20 protein-coding genes and 1 pseudogene are annotated in these 24,166 nt (G+C 73.4%); 13 read left to right on the plus strand and 8 right to left on the minus strand.

Features of this window, described 5'->3' with window-relative positions; all coding sequences use genetic code 11:
* Nucleotides 1-133: 133 nt before the first annotated feature.
* Nucleotides 134-1,213, minus strand: coding sequence for a hypothetical protein (locus ACFV8H_RS34070; RefSeq protein WP_380407636.1), 1,080 nt, complete (start codon nucleotides 1,211-1,213; stop codon nucleotides 134-136).
* The gene (locus ACFV8H_RS34075; RefSeq protein ID WP_380407638.1) at nucleotides 1,210-1,506 is read right to left on the minus strand and encodes a hypothetical protein; all 297 of its coding nucleotides are present in this window, start codon (nucleotides 1,504-1,506) and stop codon (nucleotides 1,210-1,212) included. Before ACFV8H_RS34075 ends, ACFV8H_RS34070 begins: the two co-directional genes overlap by 4 nt.
* 189 nt (nucleotides 1,507-1,695) lie before the next feature.
* Here ACFV8H_RS34075 and ACFV8H_RS34080 point away from each other — a divergent pair, with 189 nt between their 5' ends.
* Complete coding sequence (locus ACFV8H_RS34080) at nucleotides 1,696-2,265, plus strand: hypothetical protein (RefSeq protein WP_380407640.1); 570 nt, start codon at nucleotides 1,696-1,698, stop codon at nucleotides 2,263-2,265.
* An 11-nt stretch (nucleotides 2,266-2,276) separates the two neighbouring features.
* Here the strand turns inward: ACFV8H_RS34080 and ACFV8H_RS34085 are convergent, their stop codons facing one another.
* Nucleotides 2,277-5,057, minus strand: coding sequence for a BTAD domain-containing putative transcriptional regulator (locus ACFV8H_RS34085; RefSeq protein ID WP_380407642.1), 2,781 nt, complete (start codon nucleotides 5,055-5,057; stop codon nucleotides 2,277-2,279).
* 637 nt (nucleotides 5,058-5,694) lie between these two features.
* Here ACFV8H_RS34085 and ACFV8H_RS34090 point away from each other — a divergent pair.
* Nucleotides 5,695-7,170 carry a carboxylesterase/lipase family protein gene (locus tag ACFV8H_RS34090; protein WP_380407644.1) on the plus strand — a complete coding sequence of 492 codons (1,476 nt, stop codon included), beginning with the start codon at nucleotides 5,695-5,697 and terminating at the stop codon, nucleotides 7,168-7,170.
* A 179-nt stretch (nucleotides 7,171-7,349) separates the two neighbouring features.
* Nucleotides 7,350-7,641 (plus strand): annotated as a pseudogene (locus ACFV8H_RS34095) (GNAT family N-acetyltransferase); the annotation flags it as partial.
* Between the two features lie 774 nt (nucleotides 7,642-8,415).
* Here the strand turns inward: ACFV8H_RS34095 and ACFV8H_RS34100 are convergent.
* Both ACFV8H_RS34100 and ACFV8H_RS34105 read right to left on the minus strand, forming a co-directional pair.
* Entirely contained in the window at nucleotides 8,416-8,904 is a 489-nt protein-coding gene (locus ACFV8H_RS34100; protein WP_380407646.1) for a TrmO family methyltransferase, read from the minus strand.
* Nucleotides 8,905-8,946: 42 nt separating this feature from the next.
* A complete protein-coding gene (locus tag ACFV8H_RS34105) occupies nucleotides 8,947-10,323 on the minus strand; it encodes a Tat pathway signal protein (RefSeq protein WP_380407648.1) in 1,377 nt (458 codons plus the stop codon).
* Nucleotides 10,324-10,539: 216 nt separating this feature from the next.
* Between ACFV8H_RS34105 and ACFV8H_RS34110 the strand changes: the two genes are divergently transcribed.
* From ACFV8H_RS34110 to ACFV8H_RS34155, 10 genes are all read left to right on the plus strand, one after another.
* A complete protein-coding gene (locus ACFV8H_RS34110; protein ID WP_380407650.1) occupies nucleotides 10,540-11,085 on the plus strand; it encodes an ATP-binding protein in 546 nt (181 codons plus the stop codon).
* Nucleotides 11,086-11,127: 42 nt separating this feature from the next.
* The gene (locus ACFV8H_RS34115) at nucleotides 11,128-12,075 is read left to right on the plus strand and encodes a hypothetical protein (protein ID WP_380407652.1); all 948 of its coding nucleotides are present in this window, start codon (nucleotides 11,128-11,130) and stop codon (nucleotides 12,073-12,075) included.
* A 71-nt stretch (nucleotides 12,076-12,146) separates the two neighbouring features.
* The gene (locus ACFV8H_RS34120; protein WP_380407654.1) at nucleotides 12,147-13,418 is read left to right on the plus strand and encodes a hypothetical protein; all 1,272 of its coding nucleotides are present in this window, start codon (nucleotides 12,147-12,149) and stop codon (nucleotides 13,416-13,418) included.
* Nucleotides 13,419-13,499: 81 nt separating this feature from the next.
* Entirely contained in the window at nucleotides 13,500-14,357 is an 858-nt protein-coding gene (locus ACFV8H_RS34125; protein ID WP_380407656.1) for a hypothetical protein, read from the plus strand.
* Nucleotides 14,311-15,819, plus strand: a complete 1,509-nt coding sequence (locus tag ACFV8H_RS34130) for a B12-binding domain-containing radical SAM protein (protein WP_380407658.1) — start codon at nucleotides 14,311-14,313, stop codon at nucleotides 15,817-15,819. The genes ACFV8H_RS34125 and ACFV8H_RS34130 overlap by 47 nt, the downstream gene beginning before the upstream one ends.
* Complete coding sequence (locus tag ACFV8H_RS34135; protein WP_380407660.1) at nucleotides 15,816-16,457, plus strand: dTMP kinase; 642 nt, start codon at nucleotides 15,816-15,818, stop codon at nucleotides 16,455-16,457. The genes ACFV8H_RS34130 and ACFV8H_RS34135 overlap by 4 nt, the downstream gene beginning before the upstream one ends.
* Nucleotides 16,450-16,908, plus strand: coding sequence for an NUDIX domain-containing protein (locus tag ACFV8H_RS34140; RefSeq protein ID WP_380407662.1), 459 nt, complete (start codon nucleotides 16,450-16,452; stop codon nucleotides 16,906-16,908). The genes ACFV8H_RS34135 and ACFV8H_RS34140 overlap by 8 nt, the downstream gene beginning before the upstream one ends.
* 203 nt (nucleotides 16,909-17,111) lie before the next feature.
* A complete protein-coding gene (locus ACFV8H_RS34145) occupies nucleotides 17,112-18,236 on the plus strand; it encodes a hypothetical protein (protein ID WP_380407664.1) in 1,125 nt (374 codons plus the stop codon).
* Nucleotides 18,237-18,389: 153 nt separating this feature from the next.
* Nucleotides 18,390-18,779, plus strand: coding sequence for a hypothetical protein (locus ACFV8H_RS34150; RefSeq protein WP_380407666.1), 390 nt, complete (start codon nucleotides 18,390-18,392; stop codon nucleotides 18,777-18,779).
* On the plus strand, nucleotides 18,779-20,434 hold the full coding sequence (locus ACFV8H_RS34155; RefSeq protein WP_380407668.1) for a hypothetical protein: 1,656 nt from the start codon (nucleotides 18,779-18,781) through the stop codon (nucleotides 20,432-20,434). The genes ACFV8H_RS34150 and ACFV8H_RS34155 overlap by 1 nt, the downstream gene beginning before the upstream one ends.
* Here the strand turns inward: ACFV8H_RS34155 and ACFV8H_RS34160 are convergent.
* Genes ACFV8H_RS34160 through ACFV8H_RS34170 form a run of 3 tightly spaced genes read right to left on the minus strand, consistent with a single transcriptional unit; the run spans nucleotide 20,431 to nucleotide 24,129 of the window.
* Complete coding sequence (locus ACFV8H_RS34160) at nucleotides 20,431-21,030, minus strand: DUF4913 domain-containing protein (protein WP_380407670.1); 600 nt, start codon at nucleotides 21,028-21,030, stop codon at nucleotides 20,431-20,433. The two genes, ACFV8H_RS34155 and ACFV8H_RS34160, sit on opposite strands and share 4 nt — an antisense overlap.
* Nucleotides 21,023-22,759 (minus strand): type IV secretory system conjugative DNA transfer family protein, encoded by a 1,737-nt coding sequence (locus ACFV8H_RS34165; RefSeq protein WP_380407672.1) that lies wholly within the window; start codon nucleotides 22,757-22,759, stop codon nucleotides 21,023-21,025. The genes ACFV8H_RS34160 and ACFV8H_RS34165 overlap by 8 nt, the downstream gene beginning before the upstream one ends.
* Complete coding sequence (locus ACFV8H_RS34170) at nucleotides 22,756-24,129, minus strand: ATP-binding protein (protein WP_380407674.1); 1,374 nt, start codon at nucleotides 24,127-24,129, stop codon at nucleotides 22,756-22,758. The genes ACFV8H_RS34165 and ACFV8H_RS34170 overlap by 4 nt, the downstream gene beginning before the upstream one ends.
* Between the last annotated feature and the right edge of the window lie 37 nt (nucleotides 24,130-24,166).

The following is a 24,166-nucleotide window of genomic DNA, read 5'->3' on the forward strand; positions in this document are numbered from 1 at the left end:
ATTCTCGACGTTGTCTCTAAACGCTATGGCTGGGTGTCTCGGGGGCTCGGATTTGTGTATAAGAGCCAGGGTCTGACGGGAGGGCCCTCCGGGCGCTCGCGGGGGTGCCGGTTGCCGTCACCCGCGCGTCGCGTCACCCCTGGCAGGTGACCCGGATCGCGGCGGCCGCGAGGTGGGCGTGGGTGGCCCGGCCGGAGCCGGTCCAATCCTGGCCGCGGTTGTGGAGGCGGACGGTCAGTGGTCCGGCCTGGGCGCGGAAGGTGCCGGCGTCCACCCAGCTGCCTCGGTGGGAGACCTGGTCGACGGTGAAGGAGCCCAGCTCGGCCCCTGAGGCGGCGGCCACCGTGTAGTAGGCCGGGGCGCCGCCGACCTGTTGGACCGAGGAGGAGTCCGGGACGTAGACGGCGACGGCGCAGGAGGCCGGGCCGGGGCCGGTGTCGAAGGTCCACAGGGCGTAGGTGCTGTTGTCGTCCTTGGCGCGGTCGCCGGACATCGGGACCGCGTCGTACTGGCCGTCGCAGGAATCGCCGCCGTAGCCGCCGCTGCTGACGGTGACCCAGCCGTCGGCCCCCTGGCGGAACGCCCCGACCTCCTGGAACCGGGCGCCGGGGCCGGAGCAGCCGAGTCCGGCGACGGCCCGGTAGCCGGGGGCGGGCTGTGGGGCGGGCGGGGCCTGTGGGGCGGCCGGGGCGGCCTGGGCGGCCGAGGTGGGTGCCGCGGCTGGTGCGGGGGTGGTGGCCGCCGGGGCGGCGGGCCGGGCGGCCTGGGTCGTGGGCGGGGCCTGGTGCGGGTCGTCGGTCGGGGACGGCGCGGCGGACGGGCTCTCGGTGGGGTCGGCGGAGGTGCCGGGCGTCGCGGGCGTTGCGGTCGGCTCGGTCGGTGCGGGCGTCGGGGAGTGGGCCCGGCCGTGGGTGCCCAGGAGCGAGCGGCCGGTCGGCGCGGCGGCCGCGGCCGGGTCACCGCTGCCGCCGTCCGGCTCGATGAACGGGGCGACGAGCAGCAGGACCGCGCCGGTGGCCATCGCCGCGGCCATCGCGATCCGCCGGGCGTCCCAGCGGGACCGGTCGCCCAGCCGGCCGAGGCCGGCGGACAGCCGTGCGGCGAGCGGGCCGGCGGTGGGGTGCGGTGGGTCCGGTTCGCCTTCCTCTTCCTCGGCGATCCAGGGCAGTTGGAGGCCGGGGCCCGGCGTCCTGCCGTGCGGGTCCTCGTTCAACGGGGGCCTCCGGCGGGGTCGGTGAGGTCGGCGGGGACGGTGAGGGCCTCGGCCGGGGCCCCGGCGGTGTCCGCCCCGTCCGGCAGCGGTGCCCGGACCCCGGTGCGGGTCGGGCCGGACGGTGGCCGGGCCGGGGTTCCGGCCACCGCGGGCGCCGCCGCGCCGGCCGGGTGCGGCCGGGCGGGAGCGGGTGGGGGTGGGACGTGCACCGCGAGGAGTCCGGCCGCGACGAGGCCGACGGCGGCCGCGCAGCAGACCACGGCGGCCCGCCTCGGTGATTCGGTCCTGGTCACGTGCGCTCTCCCCGGGTGACGGTGCTCGCCGGGTTGCACGGCCGGCGGGCACCGACCGGTTCACGGTGCCGGCCGGTTCACGGGGGCCGGCCGGTTCACGCTGGTTCGAACCTCCCGGGCCCGCCGTCCGTGGTACGGGGTGAGGCCGGGCGACGAACCGGCGCGGACGGACGAGGGAGGACCGCAGCGATGGCCTGGTACCAGGGGCCGAGCCGGATCACGGTGACGGCGGTGGAGGGCGAGTGGCCGCAGCGGGCGGTGGTGACCGTCCGGGGCGCCGCCCCGGTGGAGATCCCGGCGACGGTCGGCGCGGTCCACCTGGTGGCGGCCGACAGCTGGCAGCTGGCGCTGGAGCACCGCTTCGGCTCCGAGTGGTGCCCCAACATCCGTGCGGTACAGGGGCGTTGGCAGGAGATCCGGGGTGTGCTGACGCAGTCCGTGCACAGCCGCAACCGTGACCGGGCGGGGGACCGCCGGGACCGCAACCTGGTGCTGCGGATCGAGCGGGTCGAGCCGGACGGCGGTGCACCCGCACCTGTGGCCGGGCCGGCGACGTCGGCGGCACGCCGCACCACGGCCTTCGGGGCGGCGGCTCCCGCGGCCTCGGGCGTACGGACGACCGCAGGCGGCTCGGCCTCGGCCCGCCCCGTCACCTCAGCGGCTCCGGGTGCCGCCCCCGCCACGGCGACCGCTTCCGCCGCCGTACCCGGCCTGCCCGGCCGTCCGCCCGCGCCGTACCGGCCGTCCCGGGGCGTCTGAGGGCGCGCCCGTCACGGCGGCCCGCCCTGCGCCAGCCGTTCCTTCACCCGCTCCACCTGCCGGGTCATCCGCCCCTGCTCGGCGGCGAGTTCGAGGGCGTGCTCCCAGTGGGCGCGGGCCTCGGCGGTCCGCCCCCGGTCGTACAGCACCTGCCCCATGACGTCCGCGAAGTCGAACTCGGCATGGGCCTGGTTGCCCTGGGCGCGGCCGAGTTCCAGGGCGCGGTGGATCTGCTCGACCGCCTCCTCGGAGCGGCCGAGCGCGCTCAGCACCTGGGCGTGGGTCTTGGTCGAGATCACCAGGTACGGGTCGGACTCGCGGCCGGCCAGCAGGGCGAGCGACTCGGTGATCGGTGCCAGGCCCTCCGCGGCCCGGTCGGCCCGCAGCAGGGCGTCGGCGAGGTTGTTGAGCGCCTGGGAGAGCGTCCGGTCGTCGCCGCCGGCCCGGGCCTCGGTGACCGTCTCGACGATGCCGGGGAGGGCCTTCACCGGGTCGCCGTAGTCGTCCAGGAAGCTGTTGCGCATGCTCAGGTAGCGGTGCCGCAGGACGGGCCGGCTCTCCGGGTCGGCGACGTCGACCGCGCGCGCGGACTGCTCCAGGGCCTCGGCCCGTCGGCCCAGCCAGCCCAGTGACAGGCTGTGGTTGGAGTACAGGTGCGGCCAGTCGGCGGCGGTCCCCGCGGCCTCGGCGGCGCGCAGCGCCGTCCGGGCGGAGTCCTCCCAGGCGCGGAACAGCCCGGCGTCCAGGTAGAGGTACCCGGCGTTCTCGACCATCCGGCAGGCGAGCTCGGGCCGCCCCCACCGGCCCGCCAGGGCGATCAGGCCGCGGACGGCGGGCTCCTCGCCCCGGAACCAGTCGAGCGCGTCCGCCGAGCTCGCGAACTCCGGCGCGCCGCCGGCGGGTTGTGCGGACGGGCGGTGGTGCCGGGCGTCCGGCCGGGCCAGGACGAGGCCGGCCGCCGTCGCGGCGAGGTAGTGGTCGAACAGCCGGGCCAGCGCGGCGTCCCGGGTGGCGGCCGGAAGCTCCTCGGCGGCCTGCCGGGCGTACAGCCGGACCAGGTCGTGCCGCTCGAACCGGCCGGGAACGGTCTCCGCCACCAGGTGCGCCCGGTGCAGCAGCTCCAGCGCGGCGGCCGCCGCCCGCAGCCCGGTGCCCGCCAGTGCGGCGGCGGCCCGGGTGTCGACCTGCTGGCCAGGGTGGATGCCGAGCAGCCGGAACAGCCCGGCGGCCGGGCCGGGCAGGCTGCGGACCGTCAGTTCCAGGGCCGCCGCCACGCTCAGTGTGCCCTGGGTGGCCAGCGCGGCCAGCCGGGAGCGCTCGTCGGCCAGTTCCCCGGCCAGGGTCGCCACCCGCCAGTGCGGGCGGGTGGCCAGCCGCGAACCGGCGATCCGCAGCGCCAGCGGCAGCCCCTCGCACAGTTCCACGACCCGCCGCGCCGCCTCCGGCTCGGCCGCCAGCCGGGGGCGGCCGGTGACCTCGGCGAGCACGTCGAAGGCGTCCCCGGCCGGGAGCGAGGCCAGCGGCAGCGCGCGGGCGTCCGCCTCGACGACCAGCTCGGTCAGCCGGTGCCGACTGGTCACCACGACCGCGCAGCCGGGCTCGACCGGCAGCAGCGGGCGGACCTGCCCGGCGTCGCGGGCGTTCTCCAGCACGATCAGCACCCGGCGCCCGGCCAGCAGCCTCCGGCAGGCGGCCGCGGCCTCCCCCGGGGTGGACGGCACGGCGCTCTCGTCGGCGCCGAGCGCCCGCAGCAGCTCGGCCAGGGCCTCCTCGGGGCGCAGCGGTTCGGTCTCGTCGAAGCCCCGCAGGTTGACGGAGACCCGCCCGTCCGGGAAGGCCGGTCCGAGCCGGTGCGACCAGCTCAGCACCAGGGCGGTCTTGCCGACCCCGGCCGGGCCGGTGACCAGCAGGACCGGGCCGTTGCCGCCGTACCCGGGCCGGTGCGTTCGCCGGAGGCTCGCGCACTGCTCGTCCAGCCAAGCCAGTTCGCCCGTCCGGCCGACGAAGCGGCGGGGAGCGCGCGGCAGTCGGGCGGGGGCGGGCTCGGGTCGCCCTTCCGCAGCGGCGGCGGCGACGGACCGGACCTGAGCCACGGCCTCGCGCAGTGCCGGCCCCGGGTCGATCCCGGCCTCCTCGGCGAGCCTGCCGCGCGCCTCCTCGTACACGGCGAGGGCCTCGGCGCTCCGGCCCTCCTGGTGGAGGCAGAGCACGGCGAGGCGGACGAGTGACTCGCGCAGCGGGTGCTCGGGGAGTACGGCGGTGAGCTGTGACGTCACCGACCGGCCCCGGCCGGTGCGCAGCGCGTGCCCGGCGAGCTGCTCCAACGCCTCGACCCGCAGGGTCTCCAGCCGTCCGGCGGCGGCTTCGCGCAGCGCGGCCGAGCCGCAGTCCGCCAGGGTCGGCCCGCGCCAGAGCGCGAGCGCCTCGCGCAGCAGCGGGACCGCGGCCTCCTCCCCGTCCGCGGTGCCGGCGCGGTCGAGCAGGCGCTCCAGTCGGTGGGTGTCGATCAGCTCCGGGTCGGCGTGCAGGACGTAGCCGGGTGCGCGGGTCTCCAGCCGGAGCCCGCCGTCCAGCAGGGTGCGCAGCCGGGCGATGTGGCCCTGGAGCGCGGCCCGGGCGGTGGACGGCGGGGCGTGCTCCCAGGCGAGGTCGACCAGCCGCTCGACCGGGACGACCCGGTTGGCCTCCAGCGCCAGCGCGGCCAGCACGGCCCGCCGCCGGGACCCCCCGACGTGCACGGGCACGCCCCGGTCGCTCCGCAGTTCCAACGGTCCCAGCAGGAGAATCCGCATGCCGCACCCGTGTTCCCAGTCCGTCCCGGCCCCCGGCTGCACCTTAGCCGGATCGCCCCTCGTCCCTCGCCCCACCCGACCGGGGCCGGGGACCGCCGGGCAGCCCGGCTCGCTCCGGCGGACCGGAGTGGTCCACGCCCCCGTCCTCCGGTCGAACGGCCGACGGGGGCACCGGCGCCGCTCCGGAGCACGGCCGAGTGGTTGGAGGTGACACCCCCCAATCAACCGGCTGGCCCCGGTCATCGGTTGCCTCCCGTCCGCAGGAACCTCGGAGACCGGCCGGCCGGCGGCGTAGCACGCCACCCGCGGAGCGCAGAACGGGAACGGCCGCCGCGTGATCATCAAGGGGTGTGTCGACGCGGCGAGGGTGGCGGCACCTGTGGCGTGCGACCCGCGTCTGACTTCCCGACACCCGGGCTCGACGGAATTCCTGGGCCGGAACCACGATCCTGGCGCACGGAGCGGCAGCTGCCGGGCCGACACCACCACGGGGTCCCCGACCTCCCTCACGCCCCGACTTTCCCGATTCCCGGTGGCGGCGCCTTCCGCGCGATTGACTGGGGGGACGGGCGAGACGCCGATCGGACGTGCGGACGCCACGGAACCGCAAGGCGATGGTGAAGGAGAGGAGACCTCGATGGCCGTGCAGGAACGCCCCGTCGTCGTGACCGGGTCGGGCAGCGTGCGGGGCGTCGTGGAGGGCGGCGTGGCCGCGTTCCGGGGCATCCCGTACGCGGCCTCCCCGGTGGGGGAGCGGCGCTTCGCCGCGCCCGGACCGCACCCGGGCTGGCCGGGCGTCCGGGACGCCGCCCGTCCGGGGCCGTCCGTGCCCCAGGGGCCGTCCCGGCTCGAAGCGGTGATGGGGCGGCGGGCCCCCGACTGGGACGAGGACGGCTGCCTCACCCTCAACGTGTGGTCGCCGGAGCCGCTGGGTCTGTCCGGCCCGCCGTCCGAGGGGTCCGCCCCGGGCGGCCGCCCGGTGCTGGTCTGGTTCCACGGCGGCGGGTTCAGCAGCGGATCCGGCGGCTGGGACTGGTACGACGGCCGGCACCTCGCCGCCGCCGGAGGCCTCGTCGTCGTCACCGCCAACTACCGCCTCGGACCGCTCGGTTACCTCCACCTTCCGGAGCTCGGCAGCGACAACCTCGGGGTGCGCGACCAGGCCGCCGTCCTCGCCTGGGTGCGGCACAACATCGCCGGCTTCGGCGGGGACCCGGAACTGCTCACCGTCGGCGGCCAGTCCGCCGGCGCCTACTCCGCCCTCCACCTCGCCCTCGCACCGGAGACCGGCCCGTGGATCGCGCGGGTCGTCACCCAGAGCGGCCCGTTCGGCCTCCCCCCGCAGGACCCCGGCGAAGCCGCCGACCACGCCCGCCGCTTCCTCGGGATCCTCGGCCTGGACCGCCGCCCCGACCCGCTGGCCGCGCTGCGCGCCGTCCCACCCGGGCAACTGCTCACCGCCTACGGGCAACTCGCCCGGGACGTCGCCCGCCCGGGCAAGGTCGCTCCGCCGATGTACCCCGTCCTCGGCGGCTACGGCCTGCCGGTGACCTGGCAGCAGGCCCTGGCCGACGGCCGCCTGGACGGCAAGCAGCTGCTGACCGGTACCACCGGGGACGAGATGACGGCGTTCTACGCCTTCGACCCGGCCGTCCGCACCGCCACCGCCGAGCGGGCCCGCGCGATCGCGGCGACCCTGGCGGAGGACGGCGCCGCACGCTACGACCGCACGGCCGCCGGTGTTCCACGGCCGCCGGGCGACATCCTCACCGAGGTCGCCACCGGACTCCAGTTCCGTGACCGGACCCTCGCCATCGCCGCCCACCACGCCGCGGCCGGCCACCCCACCTACGTCTACCGCTTCGACCGCACCCCGACCCCGGACCCGGCCCGCCTGGGCGCCACCCACTGCGCCGAACTCCCCTACCTCTTCGCCACCTTCGACGCCTACCCCGACAGCCCCATGCTCGGCGAGGCCACCCCCGCCGCCCGCACCCTCGGCCACGCGTTCTCCCACGCCGTGGCCACCTTCGCCGCCACCGGCCGTCCCCCCGCCGAGCACTGGCCGCCGTACGCCCGCGCCGACCCGACCACCGTCCGCCACTTCGGCTGACCCCGGGCCCCTCGGAGGCGCAGGCGAAGGGGGCTTGAATCTCCCGTCGGGGGAGACGCCAGGCAAGGGGAATGGACGGCGACACGCCTCACTCGATCGGCGAGCCGGTTCGGCGGGCCAGTCTCACGGTCAAGGCCATTCGATTCCACTCCGATCGCGAAATCGTGACGCCGACGGCCCTCAAAGGCGTCGCCTCCGGCAAGCCCTCGGCCGAGGTGGGCTATTGGACCGCGGTGCATGCGTGCGGGCGGAGCGTGGCGCCCCGCGCCCTTGAGGCCCTCACCGGCGGGGCCTTCGCCACCTTCGGGAACGGCGGGCTGGCGCAGCTGGAACTCCTGCATCAGGTGGACAACTCCGTCTCGTGCCGGGTCGCACAGAAGAGCCGGTACGCATTCGACCGCATCCTGCCCGCGGCACCGCCCGCCTTCCCCCCTCGACGGCCATCTGCACATCCGGCGCAGGGACGGCTGAGACCCACCCGCTTTCCACGGATCGGCGCACTTCGCGTCCCTCCCGGAACCGATCCGCAGGCCTTGAGCATTACCGGCCGGCAGGGCGTCACGAGGTCGAGAGCCCGCGCTCCTTCGGCGCACGGCCCTGGCTCCCGCCGCCACCGTGACGGCGCGCAGAGATGCCGGTTCCCGCATGCCGCTCGACAGCTGATGTCACAACAACCACTAACTCGCTGTCTCCATTCGTCAGCGACCACCCGGTCACGAGGGAGCGACAGGTGCGGTTCCGGGACGGCGGTGCATTCGATCCTCGCGGACGCTGAGGTCAGTGCTCGGGCGACCGAACACCGAGTGGACCCAGACCCGTCGAGCCGCCCGGAAAGGCAGCCGTTGGCGCGCAGGGCGAGCCTGGGAGCGGACCCGGGGGCTCGGCGAAGGGTGCGAATCATGACAGCGTAGAGCGGAGCGCCCTCGAACGGTCGGTGCTCGCCGACCTTCTCGTACGACCACCGCTCGTACATGTCCTGGACCCGGGGGTGGGCGACGTCGACGTAGAGCACGGCCAGCGCTTCGGCGCGTTGGGACGGCAGCGCCTCGTGGGGCTGCCCGGCGATGCCCACCGCCGGCCTGGTCGCGATAGGCATCGGCGTGGACGTCGATGAGCAGTTGGGCGTGGTGGGCGGGAAGTCGGTCGGCCCCATAGCGGCGAAGCACTGTCGTCATGGGGATTCCCTGGGTCGTTTCCTCGCGCCACTACTCGTCGACGCGAGGAAACAGTCTCCGGAGGTTTCGATCAGGGCGTGGTGGGGCCCGGGGCGAAGTAGTCGTGGAGCATCTCGGTGGTCCAGGCGGGCTGGTGGGTGTCGCCGCGGGGGCCGAACTCCTCGAACCAGGGCTTGACCTCGAGGATCGGCGTGCCGTCGACGGCGTCCAGGTCCTCCACGTGCAGGTCCAGGCCTTCGACCTTGAGGAGCCGGCAGCGGGAGGAGCCGAGCCAGTTGACGCGCCGCATGTTCCGGTGGCCGAAGACGCCGACCTCGGGCCACTGCGGGTTGTCGCGTGGGCGGCGGGCGCCGAAGTTCAGGTCGGTCGGGTCGGTGAGGTGGAAGCGGAAGATGACGTCGAGGTGGGAGAACGCCTCCAGCCCTTTGGTGGCCTCCGGTGGGAAGCGGTCGCCGTCGAGCCGGATGACGGCGCGGGTGCCTCCCCAGTAGTCGTCTGTGGGCTCGGTGCGACCCCCCACCACGTACCCGAGTGCCTCCACGGTGAAGACTTCGGTCACTGTGTTTCCCCTCCTGTGAACGGACCGCGCCAGGACGGCGGGTCAGGCGGTGGCCGCCAGGTACTCGGCGGCGCGCCGGTCGACGGTGTTGATGACCGGGACCTTACGGCCACGGTAGGTGGACAGCGCTCCTCGGATCTGCAGGGCGACGTCGCGGGTGCGGGCGGAGCGCACGCTCTGCATCGCGTCCAGCGATCGCGCCCAGATCGCGCAGGCCTCTTCGACGGAGTGCTGCTGGGCCTTCACGAGTCCGAGGTGGCCGAGGGTGACGGCGTGGGTGCGGGTGAACGCGGAGGCCTTGCGGGTCGCGACGCTGCGCTCGAACTCCCGGGCCGCGCCGTTCAGGTCGCCGATGTCCCGCAGGGCCGACGCCGTTTCATGGGCCAGGGATGCCTCGCCGAAGAAGAAGACCCGGGCCGGTTCGTCGTCGCCGGGGGAGGCCGCGGACAGGTCACGCTCGGCCTGGAGCAGCGCGGCGTTCGCCTCGGGGGCGCGTCCGGCTGCGGCGAGTGCGCGGGCGTGGACGACGCCGAGGAGAGAGCGCTCGCGTGGGCTCGCCAGCGCGTACCGGGCGCCGGACATGGAGGCTTCCGAGACCCTGACGGCGTGGCCCGGCTTTCCGAGGTCGACCGCCTGGTGGGCCATGGCGCGCAGGACGTGGGCGGCCATGGCGGGATCGTCGGCCTCGGCCGCCAGCTTCACGGCGACGGTGTAGTAGTGCTGGGCGGTGGGGTGTTCGCCGTTGTCGAAGGCCGTCCATCCGGCCAGGTAGGCGAGTTCGGAGGCCGCGGAGAACATGTCGCGTCGCACCTGGTCGGAGGCGAAGGTGCCGCGGAGGAAGTCGTGGACGTCGGTGAGGAGGTACTGGGCGACAGCCGTGCGGCCGTGCCCGCCGCCGCGGCGCTGGTCGAGCTGGGAGAACAGCCCGGTCATCTCCCGCACGGCCTCCACATCGGCCTGGCCGGCGCGGTGCCGACTGGTGTCGCGGCTGCCGGTGCGGGCCATGTGCTCCCACCAGCTGCTGGGTGGGACGGTCAATGCCGCGAGCGAGTACGGGAGGGTGCGGAGGAGCTGTCTGCGTTCCACGTCAACGTCGATCCGTCCAAGAGCCGCCAGGGCTTTCAGCGTATCCAAGTCCCAGTCCCGAAGATCCGGTTCCTCCTCGCCGAGTCCCATCGCGGCCAGGGTGACGTCCCGGTTCAGCCACCTGGTGAGGACTTCCGCGAGGTACTGTGGGAGGTTGCCGGACGGGGTCCAGCCGTAGCGGACCCACTGAGTGACGGATGATCGACTCGGCCGCGCGGGGTCGTCGTGGGCGGCCGCGACCGCGCACAGGGCCCGGGCGAGGGCTTCGTTGGGTCGACCGGATTCACGGATGAGCTGGCCCAACCGTTCGTTGGGCTGACGAGTACGCCCCATCGGGGTCTCCCTGGCGGTGCCGCTAAACACGTTAAACAGCGGACGGTCGCCAACACCTTACTCCTAGCGACCATGAACGGTTTCCTGTATCAGCAAGGCCGTTCAGGCCGTACGACATGTCCTGCACCCGCTCTCAGAGCGGTTGCAGACATGCCTTGGCACCCGACCCGAGTGAGTGAGGCGCCCCTCATGGAGCCGAGACCACACACCATCACGATGAGGTTCCCCGCGGAACTGGCGCAGATCGGCGCCGTTCGCCGTTGGGTCTCGAAGCAGCTGCCGATGCTCGGCCTGCGCCTGACCGATCAGCGGGTGGAGGACGCCCGGCTGGTGATGTCCGAGATCGCGGCCAACGCCGTGGTGCACGGCTGCGACGGGGGCCGGTCGGACGTGGAGCTGACTGCCGCTCTGCGCCTCTCCCCGACCGGGGTGCTGCGGATGTCCGTCGCCGACCCCGGGCCCGGTAGGCCCGAGCCCCGGAAGGCGGGGGAGGGTGCCACCAGCGGCAGGGGTCTGCTGCTGGTGGCCGGGGTGGTCGACCGGTTCGGCGTCGATGAGGGGCCGGACGGCAAGGTGGTGTGGGCCGAACTTGACCTGCCCGAGGCGGCGCGGCCCGTCCCCGCATCGGTCGCGGGTAGGCAGGTCGAGTCGCAGGTCGTGGTGCTGTGCACCGGCGCCGCCGTGCGGGTTTGGCGGCCCCGGTCCGCCGTCGGTGTGCGGCCCGGTCAGCAGCCTGAGCTCGACCGGATACCGGCGGCGTAACCACCCCATCCGCCCATCGACTTCGTACCGGAGGACTGCGCCGTGAGCGTCGGACCGCGCACCAGAACGCTGACCAGGATCACCAGTGAGGGCCGCAGGCACGAGGTCGCGGCCGCCTACGCGGCCCTGACCCAGGTCTGCACCGACATCGGCGACAACCCCTCCCAGGCCGAGCTGGTCGGCGAACACCCGCACCACGCCTGGTGGTTGCCCGCCTCCAGGGCGCTCGCCCTCGTGCATGCCGACGCGGACGAGGCAGGGGCCCTGCTGCGCGGTGCCCGGCTGCTCCACGAGCACCGGGTGGCCGCCGTGGCCCCGGACTACGACCAGGTCCGGATCGCCCACGGACGCGCGGTCACCTTCTGGCGCAGCCCCGGGCACCCGCTGCGCGACGTCGCCGCGAGCGCGCGGCTCACCGCGGCCGTGCACCGGATCCGGCCCGGCGCCGTTCTGTGGCTGGAGGACCACGACCCGTTCGAGGGGCTGCTGGACGGCCTGGACGACGTCGCGCTGGACGACGCGAGCCAGTGGTTCCTGCGCGAACGCGCCGCCGAGCTGCGCGAGGAGTGGGAGCGCGCCGAATGGCCGACGCCGTCCACGGTCATCCTCGGCGCACGCGCCATCGCCCCCTGCTACGGCGACGGTTCCCACCCCCGGCTGTTCCCGCAGTACCCGTTGCGGTACGGACACCGGGAGTGGGACCTCGTCGCCGCCCGCTGGCACACCGAGTTGCTGCGCGGCCACCGCGACGACCTCCACGCGTACACCGCGGCCTACACCGCCTACAGTCGCGCAGCCCTTGCCCCGCCCTACGGCCAGATCGGGGCCTGGCCGGACTACCAGACCGTGCGGGACGTCGTCGTGCTCACCGCCGTGACGGACACCGTGCGGCGCGCCCGCCTCGACACGCACCTGCGCAGGCAGGCCGCCCACCAGGTGGCCTGCCTGCGCGGCGCCCACCGGCCTCCCTGGACCTGGGGACGGCGATGACCTTCCAGCCCGAGCCGTCCCCGCAGCCCGCGGCTCCGCCGACCGGCCGCCACTGAACGAGAGAAGCAATCATGATCTTCACCCTGTCGGACGGCACCCGGGCCGAACTCCTCCTGCCACCGGCCGCCGACCTGCTCACTCAGGACCCGGGCACCATCCCCGTCCCGGAACGGCTGATCACCGACGGCTGGCTCACCCCCGTGACCGCCCAGCTCCTCCACCTCCTCGACCACGCCGACCCCCACGCCCTCGCCACCGCCTCCCACACCGTCCCCGGCCACACCCAGCTGCTCCTCGCCCACGCCCACCAGGACCAGCCCGCCCTCCACCTGTGCCTGCCCGACGGCACCCCCACCCCGCTCCGGGCTGCGGACCACACCGTCCTCCTGTTCCCCCTCGCGGGAATCCTGGACCTGGCCCTGTCCCGCCACCAGGACGACGCCGACCAGCGCCGGCCCCAGTACCTGCGCAGCCTCAACCCCGGCCAGCTCTGCGCCATCCACAGCGGTGCCACCACCGAACTGACCGCCCCCGCCCACAGCGTCCAGCTCGTCCTCACCCACCACCCCCTCGCCGCCCCCGACTCCCGACCGCTCACCCCCGCCGAGTACCAGGTCGCCGTGAAGGAGGCCCGCACCCGCCTCTCCCGCCCCGAGCCCCACGACTGCCGCAGGCCCGGCACCAGCCTCCAGGACATCCCCTACCTGCACCACGCCACCCTGGCGCAGCTCCACGCCCAGCAGGACGCCCTCCACCACCTCGCCGTCCACAAGAGCACCCTGTCCTACCTGACCACCACCGCCGTCCTCGACTACGAGCGCTTCGAGGCCAGCCGCACCACCCTGCTCCTGGACCGCATCGTCCTGGCCCTGGACACCTGGCGCGGCTTCGAGATCCGCCTCAACACCAACCCCCGACCCGCCAACCAGCGCCTTCCGCACACCCACGGCTACCCCTTCGGGGCCCGCGTCCTCACCGGCGGCTACCTCCACACCGTCTCCAGCCGCACCGACGGCCGCGACACCGGCCCCTTCACCGCCGACCAGCTGTGTCCGGCCGTCACCACCACCGAACTGCCGGGAAGCTCCTACACGCTGGGCACCGCCCTCGCGCACCAGGCCCTCATGCGCCCCGACACCACCACCCTGATGCTCCGCGGCCCCTACACGGCCACCGCCCACGCCGCCACCGACCTCGTCCCACCCGTCGATTCGTGGCCCCGGCCTGCCGACGGCGCCCCGCCCGTGCACTCGCGCCCCATGACCGACGCCGAACACCACGCCCTGTACCAGGCCCTCGCGGCGGACGGAGTCATCGAGCCCCTGCCGCGCGGCAACCGGTGAGCAGCAGCCGTGCCCGACGGCGCCCTTCCCGGCTTGGCAAGCTGGGGCACCACGAACGCCACCCGAGGCGAGGAGCCACCCGTGCATGCCGTCCTGACGACCGATCACCCCGCCTGGCAGCGCAACACCACCACCGACCACTGGCACCGCCCCCTGCGCACCGCCGGCGGCCGCTGGCTGGCCACGCTCACCCCGGCAGGCTTCGGCCTGGCCCGCGTGGACGGTGCGGAGGACCACGAGCCCGCCGTCGTGACCACCGACCCGGGCGACCTGCCCGACGCGGTGCCGACCGCCCTGCGCAGCGGGCTGCACGCCCTCGGGTCGAGCGTGCGCGTGGCCAACCCCTGGCTGTGGGACGCGATCACCACCGCGATCCTGCGCCAGGTCGTCCGCGCCGACCAGGCCCGCAAGCTCTACCGCACCTGGTGCGCCGTCCACGGCACCGAGCTGCCCGCCCACGGCTGCACCCACCACACAGCACCCGGGCCCGACGCAGTGCTCACCCTCACCGACGAGCAGTTCGCCGACGTCGGCACGACGTTCCACCGCACCGCGCTGCGCGCGGCCGCCACCGCCTACCTCGAACACCGCTCCCGCTGGGAGCAGTTGGACGCCGCAGCCCTGGTCGCCGCACTCGTGAACGTGCCGAGGATCGGCCCCTGGACGGCAGCCGCGGCCGCCGCGGACTTCACCGGCGACTTCTCGGTCTACCCGCACGCCGACCTCGCGGTCCGCACCTGGGCCGCCCGCATCGCCCCCGACCACCCCTGGCCCGCCGCCGACAAGCCGAAGAAGACCGAGGCCCTGTTCGGCGCGCACTGGCACCACCTGGCCGGCCACGACCCGCGCCACCTCCACACCCTGACCCTGTCGACACTCACCTGGGGGGCCCATGCCCGCACCGACCAGCTCGAAGGATCGGACCGGCACCACCCGTGACCCGGTCGCCGGTGCCGACCCGCACCGGATCCTCGACTGCCTGTTCGTCAACGCCCCGCTGCGCGACTACGACCTGCGCCCGCGCGTCAACGACTACACCCTGCCCGTCCTCGGCATGGGCTACCTCGCCACCCACGCCGCCCAGCACGGCTTCAACGTCGGCATCCTGGACGCCGAGGCCCACGGACTCGGCGTCCAGGACACCACCGACCTCATCAACGAACTGAGGCCGCGCTGGGTGGGCTTCAACCTCCTCGCCCCGACCTACGACCTCACGGCGAGGATCGCGGCCGGGCTCGACCCGGTGATCTCCCTGATGGCCGGCGGCCACCACGCCAAGGCCGACCCGCAACGTGTGCTCGCCGATCCGCGGTTCGCGCGGCTGGATGCCCTGCTGGTCGGCGAGGGCGAGACCCGGGTCACCGCGCTCCTCGGCGACGTCCACCGCCGTCGGGAGCTGCCGAAGGTGATGTGGCGCGACCGCCTCCTCGGCACCACCGCCACCGGCATCCCACGGAACGGTGACACCGCCCGCTGGCTCGCCCCCGACATCAACTCGCTCCTCCTCGACCGCCGCTACCTCACCCAGGACCCGTTCCAGGCCGACGACGGTCGCTGGGAGGCCAACCTCGTCTGCTCGCGCGGCTGCCCCTACGAGTGCGGGTTCTGCGGCGCCGCCGCTTCCATGAACCCCGAGGTCAGCATCCGTACCCGTACCCCCGAGAACATCATCGCCGAGATGCACCAGCTCCACGACCTGTACGGCTGCACCGCGTTCAGGGCCGTCGACGACCTGTTCCTCGGCGCGCGCCGCATCATCCACCCCGCCCTGGAGGCCTTCGCCGCCGGACGCATCGGTGAGAAGTACGTCTGGGACGCCACCGGGCGGATCAACGTCCTCGACCGCGAGGACGACACCGTCCTGGAGCAGCTGCGCGCCAACGGACTGCGCGAGGTCGCGCTCGGCATCGAGTCCGGCTCCCCGCGGATCCTGCGGGCGATGGACAAGCGGATCACGCCCGAGATGACCCTCGACGTCACCCGTCGACTCCTGGAACGCGGCGTCGGCGTCAAGGGCTACTTCATCCTCGGCTACCCCGGCGAGACCCGGGACGACGCGCTCGCCACCCTCGCCCACATCCGCGAACTCTGGGCCCTCTCGGACCGCTCGGAGGGCACCTTTCGGGCCTCCGCCTTCACCTTCCGTCCCTACCCCGGCAGCCCCGTCTTCCAGCGCCTCGTCCAGCAGGGCCACGACCCCGAGGCCCTGCAGACCTACCAGGACATCGACCTCACCGACCACGGCGCCGACGAGGCGATGCGCGGCCGTGACGAGTTCAACTTCGGCACCGGCCAGCAGTTCGGCGACGTCCCCCTCGCCCAGCTCCACGGCTGGCTCGCCGACATCTCCCGCGAACAGCACCACCGCACCACCAGCACCCGTCAGGAGGTCGGGACATGAGCGGCCTGCTGATCAGCGTCGACGGGCCCAGCGGACTGGGCAAGTCCACCGCCGTCGCCGCCACCGCCCGCGCTCTCGCCGCGTCCGGACACACCGTCCACACCGCCACCGGCCCCTCGACCACCCCCTACGGCACCGCAGTACGCCAGGCCGCCGCGACGATGCGCGGCCGCGCCCTCGCCCTGGCCGTCGCCGCCGACCGCCTCCACCAACTCGACACCGACATCCGCCCCCACCGCGCCGCCGGCGCCACCGTACTGATGGACCGCTGGATGGCCTCCACCCTCGTCCTCCAACGTGCCGACGGCGTCGACGTCGACTTCCTCCTCACCATCAACCAGGGCACCGACGTCCCCGACCTCGCGGTCATCCTCACCGCCGACCCGGACACCGTGCAGCGCCGCCTGGCCGTCCGCGGCACCCGGCACCGCTTCGAGCTCGACGCCACCGCCACCGCCCGCGAACTCCGGCTCTACACCGAGGCCGTCCCGATCCTGAACCGCCTCGGCTACCGGCTCCACACCATCGACACCACCCACCTCACCGCCGAGCAGACCGCACAGGCCATCCTGGGAGCAGTCCCGGACCGAGCGATCAACACCAAAACCCCACAGGGAAGTGAGAGAGAGCATGAGTAGCAGCGCAACCACCCCGCCGCCGGTGGTCGACGTCCACGTGATCGCCCGCACCCCCGACGGAAAGATCCTGCTGTCCCAACGCGGCGGCCCCTACGGCTACGGCCAGTGGCACGCCCCCAGTGGCAAGCTCGACCCCGGCGAGAAGCCGGCCCACGGCGCCGCCCGCGAACTCGACGAGGAGACCGGCCTCCTGGTCGACCCGGACCACCTCCGCCTCGCCTACACCGTCCTGCACCACCAGGACCCCACCACGCTGCGCCTCGGCCTGTTCTTCGTCGCCACCGAGTGGGAGGGCGAGCCCGTCAACCGCGAACCCGAGAAGTGCCTCGATCTGCGCTTCTTCGCCGAGGACGCCCTGCCCGAGGAACTGATCCCCTACCCGGCCGCCGGTATCCACGGAGCCCTCACCGACCCAGGCGGCCTGGCGCACCACAACTGGCCTTCCGCATAAGGGCGGGGGAGGCCTGGCACACCCCGGCCTCCCGCGGAATAGCACGATATGACGTGGTACCGGACAGGGGGCGCACTGGTCGACGACCGCGATCGGCGGGACGCGTCGATCGCGGGGCACCGGATCACGCCGTGCTAGACCAGGGGTGGTAGTCGCTGCTGCGAGTGCATCGGCGCGTGCCTGGAGCGTGAGGGAGGCGGCGAATGCGCTCACCACGGCCGGCGGAACAGGAGGACATCATCCTCGGCGTTCCTCCGACGAGTGATCAGAGGACCTGGGACCGGCTCGCTGAGGAGGATGCCGCAGCGGCCGGTCTCGCAGGCAACTGGCTGGCTGGCGCCAGAGCTGATGGCGGGGCCACAGTGCAACAAGAAGCCTCGACGGCCAACTTTGCCCCACAGCCGGACGAGTTGCCGCTGTGGGACCAGTACAGCATCAGTTCCTCGGAACCGGTCAAGACGACGGACCAGGCCGGACTGCCCGACCTCAAGGCGCAGCTCCGAGAGGTGGTCGAAGCCTGGACGGAGATCGTGCCCGAGGGCAGCCATTCGGCCGACGATCTGAGGGCGGCCCTGGAAGCCGATGTCGAGGCACTTCAAGTCCGATGGCGGCACATCACCACGACTCCGGCCGCACCCGAAGCGGCGGCGGCGACGGGCGTAACGGGCTCCTCCATCGCAGGGCGTAGCGCCGAGGCCGTCAACGCGGCACTCCGCGCTGCCGATCGAAGCCACCCGGCCCTTCAAGGTCTGCGGGAATGGCGAGAGATCCGAATCGTGCGGGAAGCGGTCGCTCGACTGTGGCGGAACATCACGACGAAGGCAGGCGAGTGGGCCCACCGGCTCCTCGCCGACCACCGTGTTTCCGAGTTCCTGCGCAACGCATCGATCCACGCCTGCGAGCGAATCGCCCAACTGGCCCATCAGGGAGCTGACCTGCTGCGCCGGAGGCAGGGGGCACTACCCACCGCCGCGACCCTGCTCGTCCTCGGCGAGACGGCGAGTGCCTACAGCACCTCTGCGCGGAGTCGGACCAGCCTTCCCACGGCCGTGGCACTGCTCTCCTCGGGCACCGCTCTGCAGTCCGCTCCCCGGAGCAGGTCGTCCTCCGGCACCATCGACGTTCCCGACCTTCGCAGGATGGGTGAGGCGTTGGAGCGCCCGAGCCCGATGACTGTGCAGGGTCGGCGTGTCTCGGCGGACGCGGCGAAGGCCAGGTCGGGCCGTCAGGCACAACGGCGGTCGGCTGCCGGCGTCGGGGAGCAGCCCGCACACCTGCGACCCGATGGAGTGGCCGTCCAGCAGGGGCGTCGTCCGAAGCAGAAGTGAGTCAAGTCAGAGGTGCGCCCGCTGTGTTCACCCGATCCGGTGAGTTTCACCACCCGACAGCCCGCGTCGATCCACAGGGCAGGGTGACCGCGTCCATCGAGCCGCCGCCCGTGGTTGCCTGACGTCGTACAGCGACCCGAGGAGGACCGAACTATGACCCCGAACTCCGCTACGGCGGAAGGCGTCGAGCTGGCAGCCGCTGCCGTTCTGAGGAACACCGCCGTTGCCGCGCACGCGCTCGCCGACCTGGCCGTGCGTGACGACCGCTACGACCAACTGGCCGCCCTGGCCGCGGCCTCCTACGCCACCGAAGCAACGATCTACCTACCGTTGCCCGACAGCGTCCCCGGCGACCTCGGCCGAGCGGCGGACCACGACCTGGTCGGCCGGCTCACCGCCCTTGCCGACGCCCTGGACTCGCTCGCCCGAACCTCGGACGACGTCCAGCAGCTGCGGGACCGCCACACGGCCGCCCTCCACACCCGCGACGCGGCCACAGCGCTGCGCAACGCCCTGCCGGTCGACCAGGGGCCCGTCGGCTGATGGACGTCACCTGGGGCGACTTCATCACGCTCGCGGCATCCAGGCTCGAGTACGCCCTGGCGGCGCTCACTCTCGCCGACGCCGAGAGCCGCAGCACCCCGGGCCAGCACGCCGCCCGCAGCGGCGCGCTGGCGGACATCTTCCAACTGCTCCACCGCAACACCGATCGCTTCGGCCCGCACGCCCCCGACCCGCTCGGTATCGCGGAGGGCGACGTCTCCCGACTGCACAGCAACATGGACATCCTCGGGCGCTTGCTGCGGGACGAGTCCTTCTACGCCTGGTCCGAGCCCGACCCCGCGGCCTCGCACCTGACCGACGCCGTACGTTTCCTCCGACTCGCGGGTGACCTGCTCGCCAGCCATCACGGTCCGGACGGCGAAGCCCGCAGCCCGTACGCCGCCTACCTGGACAGCGGTGGGGTTGCGCGGCACGTCGTCGCGGAGACCGCCGAACTCGCCAGTGTTGCTGGGCGGGTGGCGGTACGGATCGGCCAGCTGTGCCCGCCCGATCGTCGGGTGGTCCGCAGCCACACCGTGGCCTACCGGCTCAGGGAACGCGCGGTGCTGATCGAGCAGGCGACCATCGGCATCCACCGCCAGCTCAGCTCGCCCCGCCCGTCCGTGCCGGCTCCCGGCCTTCTCCACCTTCCGGCTGCCGCGACTGTCCCGCCGTCCCCGGTCCGGCCGGGAGAACCGCAGGGGGAAGCGCTCCGGGCCGCCGGTGCGGGTCTGGAGTGGCTCGCCGCCCACGCGGCGCAGCAGGCGTCACGGAACCTACCGGACGCCACCGCCGCCGAGCTGTCGATCGCCTCCGACCACTCCGCGGTCGCGCACCTGCTCACCGCCCGTCTGATCGCTCACACCCGAGATCTGCTGAGCGCCGATCCCGTGGCCCGCGGTCTCCTCGACACGGCCGGAGGCGCCCTGCGCACAGCGGCTCAGGCCTGGCAACAGGCCGCGGCCGGCTGGAAGTCCGGCCTCGGGAGCGCACCGGCGACGGTGAACCCTCGCTTCGTACGGGAGGCCGAGTTCGCCGTGGTCCGGCTCGGCCGCACTCTCTTCTCCTCCGGCTGGACCCCGCGTGACGGCGGTCGGCGCACCCCCAGGGCCGCGGATGAGATCATCCGGGCCCCGGCCGACACGTCGCACCTGCTGGCCGTCGTCCACGCTGTTCCCGCTGCGGGCCAGGTCCTTGCCGAGCACGTCCCCCGCATCGCGGAGGCGCTGGTCCGGCGCGGAGGCCTGCTCAGCTCCGACCCCGCCCACAACCCGAGAGGCAGCGCGCCCTCGGACCAGATCAAGGACGGCTGGACCAGGTGGTACCCGGCGTCGCCCGAGCAGATCCGCGAGGTCACCGAGGCGTACAACCGCGCCCGCCAGGCGTCCGCCGCCGCGCAGACCGCGACCGCCCGTGCGGCCGAGGCGGTCGGCCACCCGCTCGGACGGGCCGTTCTCGACGCCGATCGCCGGAACACGCTCGGCTTCACCGGCGACCCCTCCTACGACACCCGGCGTGTGCAGGCCGCCGCGGCGCGCGCCCGGAGCACGAGGGTGCCGGCGCGACCGCTGGAGCCGGCTCGGATGCCCGCGAACCGGGCGGCCGAGCTGGCGCGGGAGGTGGCCAGCGTGCAAGCGCACCGGAGGACCCGTTAGCCGTCGGGTCGGTTGTCGTCCTGAGTTGTGCACCAGGCGCTCGGTACGGTTCCGGGTAGCCGGTGCTCGATTCGGTGCTCGCCCTTGGTACAGCCCGAGAACGGGCCACCTGGTCCGCGCAGCGCCGCCATGCAGGGGCGGTAGTGGTCGCGGTACCAGGTGCTCGGACCGGTGTAACCGCAGACGGCGGGGTCGGTGAGTTCCTGCCAGGCCAGCCACAGCGCGTGCAGGGCGCCCACCGCGTCCCAGTGTTCGGTCCAGAGATGGCACCAGCGGGCCTCGGCCGAGGGCTCACCGAGGCAGCCGGGGACCAGGACTCCCTCCACCCACTCGGCGAGCAGGCGCAGCTCCGCGTAGAGTTCCTCGCCTTCGAGGAGGAAGATGAACGGCGGGTAGCGCGGGTCGTTGTGCTCTTCCGGTGCTGTTTCTGGTTCCGCGCTGCCGGTGGCGAGTCGGCCCGTTGCCTCCGCCGCGCTGCGAGCGACGGCTTCCACCTTGACGCGCATCGCGGCAAGTTCCGCCTTGAGGTCCTCGACGTCCTCGGCCATCGAGACCATGGTGGGGATGTGCGTGCCCGAACTCGGGTGTTCAGCCACGGCGTTGTGCCTTCCGCTCCTCCCAGGCGAGATTGGCTCTCTTGGCGATGGCAGCCTCCTCGGTCTTCATGGCGGGGCCGAGGTGTGCCATGGCCTGCTCCTCGTACCAGGGCCGCAGGGCGAGCTGGGCGACGGGCATGCCGGTGGCCAGCAGCAGGGCGGTGCCGCGCTTCATGGCGCGGATCTGGGCGGGTTCGAGGATCTGCTCGCGCTGTTCGCTGATCGAGGTGGAACCGCCGTCGCGGCTCCTGGTGTAGGAGCCGCGCGTCACTTCGTGGTTGCCGACCAGGGTGGCGATGTCGTTGACGAACCGGGGGTCGTCGAGGCCCACCCCGATGATCTTCTTCGTGCTGGCTCCCCAGAGGGCGTTCATGCCGGCCTCACCCCAGGCCCGCACGCCCTGGGCGTAGCTCTGGAAGATGCTGAGCGCGGTGATGCCGCGCGAGCCGAGGTGGCTGTAGAGGTCCGGAAGGTCGGCGATGGGACAGATGTTGGCGACCTCGTCGAGGACCGCGCGCATCGGCTCGGGCAGACGTCCGCCGTGGCGCTCGCCGGCCTCGGACGCCGTGGTGAACACGGCGTCGGTCAGGGCGGCGACGATGGCGGCGGCGGCCCCGGACTTCTTGCTGAGCAGGTACAGGGAGTCCCGGCTGAGCGCGAACTCCTCGGGTCGGAACCGCGGACGGTGCCGGTCCGGGAGCATCCAGGCGAGCACCTTCTCGTCGCGCAGCGCCGAGACCGCGGTACGGGCGTTCTGGTAGATGCCGGACTGCGTCTCCTCGGCGATGTTGATGGAACTGTCGACCTGCTCGGCCAGGACCTCCTCGTACCGGTAGAGGATCCGCAGGGGTGCCCGCTCCTTGGGGTCGGCCAGCCAACGGAGCACGTCCCGCACGGTGGCGCCGTCCCACCAGGCGGCGCGGAACATGCCGACCAGCAGGTCGCTGGCTCCCTGGGCCCAGAACGGGTCGGCGGTGTCGCTCTTGACCTGGGCGATGAAGTGCGAGGCGAGGCGCTCGGCGCGGTCGAGGGTCTCGGCCTCGGCGATGATGTCCCACCACCAGGCGCGTTCGACCTGGGCGATGCCCTGGGTGTCGAAGGTCCAGGTGTTGCCCGCCCGTCGGCGGGCGGCGAGCGTGGCGGCATAGACGTCGGGTTTGTTGCTGGTCACCAACAAGGAGGCCGGCGCCCCTTCGGCGACGGGGATCGCCAGCGTGCTCGACTTGCCCGCGCGAGGGGCCATCAGGGCGAGGTAGGTGTCCTCGTCGGAACCCCGCAGTTCGACGCCGGTGGGGAGGTGGTCCCCGAGGAGCACGCCGCGATCGCGCGGGGCGACGTCGCGTGCTCTGACGTCCCGGAGGGAGGCGCGCAGCCGGGTGGCGGTACGGGCGGCCCGCCTGGGGGCGAGATCGCGCACCTGGTGCAGGGTGGCGAGGTGGGAGGCGTTGTGGAACCAGCGCAGGGCGGCCCACAGACCCCAGACGACCCCGGCGACGACGGCCAGGTCGAAGAACGCGGCGCCGATCCCGCTGGCCGTCGCGGAGTGCGGCCAGACGGAGTTCCAGTCGCGCGTCATCTCGAAGACCGTGTACGGGCTGAGCGGAGGGGCGTCGGCCTCTGCGAGAACAGCCCCGACCGCGGCTCCCGCCCAGGTGGACGCGGACAACACCATCGAGCCGCCGACGAGGACTCCGCCTGCGAGCCACATCCGGTCATTCTCCGTCATCATGGGCGGGCACTCCCAGGCTCGTTCTCCACCGAATCGGTGTGGTACAGCCGGCGCTCGGTCGCGGTGAGCTCCATGGCCGCGGCGATGCCGGGCCGCGTGCCCAACTTGATCAGGTACTTTCCACGGCCCGGGTGGATCTGGTCGGAGGTGTCGAGACCGCTGCTGGTGGCCGAGGCCCAGGACTCGATCATCATGCGTTCCTGCTCGGTGAGGGCCCGTCGCCCCGAGACCCGGCCGAGTTCCTCGCCGGTGGAGCCGCCGATCACCCAGGTGTCGCACCTGTCCATCAGCCCCCTTGCCTTCGCCCGGTCCTCCTCGGTCGGGAGGGACTCGGAGTCGAGGGTCGAGTGCGTCGCGTAGATGCTGACGTCCTCCGTGGTCCGGTTCAGGCGGCTGATGGCGTCCATCGCGTCGACCAGGCCGGGGCCCGCGCGCAGCGCCCGCCACATCTCGTCCATGGGGAGGACGAGTTTGCGGCGCAGCAGACCGAGACTTCGCGCGCTGTCGATGGAGGAGTAGGCGTAGGCCCAGCTGGCGATCATCCCGGCGGAGACGACGTCATTGCCCCGGGCCCTGAGGGCACTGATGTCGACGGAGACGGCCGGTGCGTTCAGATCGATCGGCGACGTGGTGGGTCCGTCGAACATCCCCTTGAGCGGACCACCGACCAGGTTGTCCAGGCCGGCCACGATCGAGCGGGTCAGATCGAGGTACGTGTCGCCCTCGGCGGCGAGCTTGGCCCGTAGCACCTCCGGGGCCTGCCGGAGGACGGCGGTGACGTCCGGAACCACTGGATCGGCGCCCGGGACGGCGTCTGCGGCGAGTTGGACGGCGGTGGTCAGCGCCGAACGCTCGATCTCGTTCGCCTGGCGGCCGAGCCCCACCCGGGTTGCCAGCAGGGCCCCAAGGGTTTCCAGACGGCGGCCGGTGAGGACGTCGAGCAGGGCTTCGCGTTCGGCAGCGGGCAGACCGGGCAAGCGGTGCTTGAGCGGCCCGGAGTCCAAGGGGTTGATCCGTTCGGTACCGGTGCCGATCCGCAGGACACTGCCGCCGAGTTCGCGGACCAGTACGGCGTACTCGCCCTTGACGTCGGCCGGAACGCACATCATGTGGCCGTACGCGACGTACACCAGGCAGATCCGTTTGATCAGGGCGGACTTGCCGACACCGGGCTGCGCCATCACCCAGACACCCGGGTTGGTGGTGAGCCTGCCGGTCCAGCCGGAGGGGTCGATGCACACCAGCTCGCCGGTGAGGACGTCGCGGCCGACCGGGACTCCCCGTGCCGGCAGGCCCGCGCCCAGCAGGAACGGGTCGATCAGCGCGATCTGACTGGTGGGGCCGGTGTAGACGGCACCGGTGTCCTCCACCGCGACGCGGCCTGCGAACGGGCCGCCCCAGCCAAGC

It is taken from the genome of Kitasatospora sp. NPDC059827 (assembly GCF_042731675.1).
Taxonomy (GTDB): domain Bacteria; phylum Actinomycetota; class Actinomycetes; order Streptomycetales; family Streptomycetaceae; genus Kitasatospora.